The sequence below is a fragment of the Pseudomonas sp. Ps21-P2 genome (assembly GCF_039672565.1).
Classification (GTDB): Bacteria; Pseudomonadota; Gammaproteobacteria; order Pseudomonadales; family Pseudomonadaceae; genus Aquipseudomonas.
In genome coordinates, this window is the sequence record NZ_JBDFPL010000012.1 from 1 (window position 1) to 3,570 (window position 3,570).

General features: G+C 56.8%; 1 protein-coding gene and 1 pseudogene. Both read left to right on the forward strand.

Going from position 1 to position 3,570, the window contains the following annotated elements; translation table 11 throughout:
* A pseudogene (locus tag ABEH28_RS24720) lies at nt 1–2,546 on the forward strand (RHS repeat-associated core domain-containing protein); the annotation flags it as partial.
* 362 nt (nt 2,547–2,908) lie between these two features.
* Nucleotides 2,909–3,385, forward strand: coding sequence for a hypothetical protein (locus tag ABEH28_RS24725; protein WP_346631346.1), 477 nt, complete (start codon nt 2,909–2,911; stop codon nt 3,383–3,385).
* Nucleotides 3,386–3,570: the final 185 nt, after the last annotated feature.

Here is a 3,570-nt window from a genome sequence, read left to right on the forward strand (position 1 = left end):
CCAAAGCCATCCGCGAGTGGGCCGACGACGGCAGTTTTGATACGCGATTGGCGTGGGATGAAAACATCCGCCTGACCTACGTCACTGATGCCCTCGGTCACGAAACCCGGCACTACTACGACAGCCTCGGTTACACCTATCGCATTTGCCAGGCGGACGGGCGTTCGGAGTGGTTCTTTCGCGACGCCGCCAAAAACATAATTCGCCACGTTCATACCGACGGCAGTACCGACCGCTATCGCTACGACAAACTCAGCAACCTGACCGAGCACACCCGCGCTGATCACAGCGTGATGAATTACGCCTACGACGAAAAAAGCCATCTGATAAAAATCAGCGATGGCGAGGGTGGGCTGTGGAAACGGGACTATGACCTTCGCGGCAATCTCGTTGAGGCGATTGATCCGCTGGAGAACGTCACTGAGTACGCCTACAACTCGTTTGGTCTTCCTACGGCGATCAAGGACGCCAACGGCAATACCAAGTCGTTGGCCTACAACGACGCGGGTCAGCTCGTTAAGTACACCGACTGCTCGGGCAAGGTCAGCACTTGGGAATACGACGAACGCGGCCAGATGGTTGGCTTCACCGACCCGGCCGGGCATAGCACGACGTACGAATACAAAGCCGGCCAGTTGGTGTTGATCAAGCATCCGGACAAACCCGAAGAACGTTTTAGCCGCGACGCCGAAGGTCGTTTACTCGCCCATTCCGATGGCCTGGAGCGCTGCACCACCTGGCGCTACAGCGCTGCGGGATTTATCGCCGAACGTGTCGATGCCGCCGAACAAACCTTGCGTTACCGCTGGGACAAACTTGGCCGGCTGGTGGCGCTGGAAAACGAAAACGAACGCAGTGCGCATTTTCACTACGATCCTGTGGGCAGGCTGCTGGAAGAGCGAGGTTTCGATGGGCGTTCTAGCCGCTATCAATATGATCCCGAAACAGGAAGGCTTGCTCAGACGGTGAATGGCCAGCGCACGATTGCGCTGACCTTCGACCCCATGGGCCGCCTGACCGAACGCCGTGCAACCCTCGGCGAAAAGTCCCAGAACGAAACCTTTGCCTACGACGGCAACGGAAACCTGGTCATGGCGACCAACGCCGCGAGCCGCCTGCAGTGGTTTCATGATCGCGCTGGAAACTTGCTGCGCGAGCACCAGCATTACTCGAATCTGGATAAACCCCTGGTTGCCGTCTGGCAGCATGAGTACGACGCGCTCAATAACCGCGTCGCGACTATCCGCCCGGACGGCCATCGCGTCAGCTGGCTCACCTATGGCAGCGGCCATCTGCTCGGCCTCAAGCTCGACGAGCACGAACTGCTCAGTTACGAACGCGATGACCTCCATCGCGAAGTCGCCCGCCATCAGGGCAACCAACTGTTGCAAACCCAGACTTGGGACCCAGCGGGACGCTTGCAGGAACAATTGTTAGGGCGCAGCGACGATAAATCCGTCCTGATCAAACGTGCTTACCGATACGACGCAGCTGGCCAACTCACCGACATCAATGACAGCCGTCGAGGCCCGCTCTCATACCGCTACGACCCGGTCAGTCGCCTGCTCAGCGCAACCAGCCGCTTGGGCGTGGAAACCTTCGCCTTCGACCCTGCGAGCAACCTGCTCGATGACAGCGCCGCACCCGCGCGCCGCCCACTAGACCCCGAGCCGGCTCAAAACAAACTCGTCGACAACCTGCTGCGCGACTACGCCGGCAACCACTACGAATACGACGAACGCGGCAACCAGACCGAGCGCTGGACCAACGGCCTGCGCAGCGAACTGCACTGGGACCTCTTTGATCGCCTTGTGCATTTTCGAGATCCGCGTCTGACTGTGGACTTCGGCTACGACCCCCTCGGACGCCGCCTCTACAAATTCTCGAAAGCGCAATACAGGCCACGTCCCGAAGCCGGCACAGGCTGGAACGAAAACGAACACGCCAGCAAAGAGCGCGAACTCGGCTGCGGCTTCACCCTGTACGGCTGGGACGGCGACAACATCGCCTGGGAAAGCAGCCCTCCGCCCCACGCCGGAGCCCTCGGCCGCACCGTCCACTACATCCATGAGCCCGGCACCTTCGTTCCCGTGGCGCAGGCCATCCGCCACGAAACCATCCGCCTCGTCAGCCAGCCAACTTACACCGGCCGCTACAACTTCAAAGAAGACCCGCTCTGGAACTACAAACCCACAGCGATGCCTATCGACGTCCTCGCCTGGTACCAATGCGACCACCTCGGCACGCCCCAGGAAATCACCGATCAAAACGGCAACACCGCCTGGAGCGCGCAATACAAAGCGTGGGGCGAAGCAAGCGAACAGCGCTCCGAATTCGCCCAACAAGTCGGCCTGACCAATCCCATCCGCTTCCAAGGCCAATACCACGACCACGAAACCGGCCTGCACTACAACCGCCATCGGTACTATGATCCGAGGGTCGGACGGTTTATTAGCAAGGATCCGATTGGCTACAGTGGTGGGCTAAACCTCTACCACTACGTGCCAAATCCGACGTCTTGGATCGACCCGCTGGGACTTGCCCGGTTAAAGGGGATAACGCCAAACAATGAAGGCGCGCGTACAGCTATTGAGGCAAAGAACCTGCCAGAAACTCAGTTCGGTTATAGCGTAGGCGCCTTGGGTAACGGCGCTGCGCACCCAGTGGTAAGACAGCTATACGACGACGTTCCGCCAGATGATCGATCCAAATTTCACGGGGGGTGCGGTGAAGCAGATGCACTTAGTCAGATTGCGAATCAGCACGATGTCCGGTGTGCGAATGATTTACGAGCCCTTGTGCAAGGAGGAACCTCAACGACACTTCGAAACGACGGAAAGCCGCTTGTTTTTTGCGAGTCGTGTGTTCCCGTAATGAAAAATCTCGGTGTACAGGATGGAGCTTTGAAATGACCGATGATCAAGTACTAAAAGCAATAAGGGGCATTAACGAGCGTTTGGACGAGCAAAAAATATCCTATGACGAAATTAGGCGCTGCTATGCAAGTTTTCTGATTAAGCTGATTAGCGCTCAAATGGTCCACGCCCTCCCATCCGACGGGCTAGAGACCATAGCTCGGAATTTACAGCACTTCGCAGATACCGAGTTAATTGATCATAATGATGGGCGTGCCCAGGAAATGGTCCATAAACTCTGGACGATCGAGAAAGATTATAGGGAGTTATGCGTGACAACATCAGGCCTCGCTCGCTTTGCTATTCACTGTGCAGCAAGTGAAGCAGAGTGGCTCGAGATGGACCTAGGGGCGCCAACACCTATCTGGACGTACTTCATTACCTTGAAAAAAGTTGCCCCTGATATAGGTGAAGAGTTTGTTGCGTTCTTTGATAACTTATTGCTTACTCAAGATGACAGAAGGCGATAGGGTAAAGGGGACGCCCCCCTTAAATCCTATTTCTTTTTTCAGCATGCTGATTACGGTGAGGGGGAACAGGCTCGATTTAATTTGAAGTGCCATTTGCCTATGTGGGTTAAACGGTAAAGACCTCTTACGTGCGGGGTTGGCGTATTTGAAGGGGGGGGGGGGGGGGGGTGGCCCCCAATGGCCTC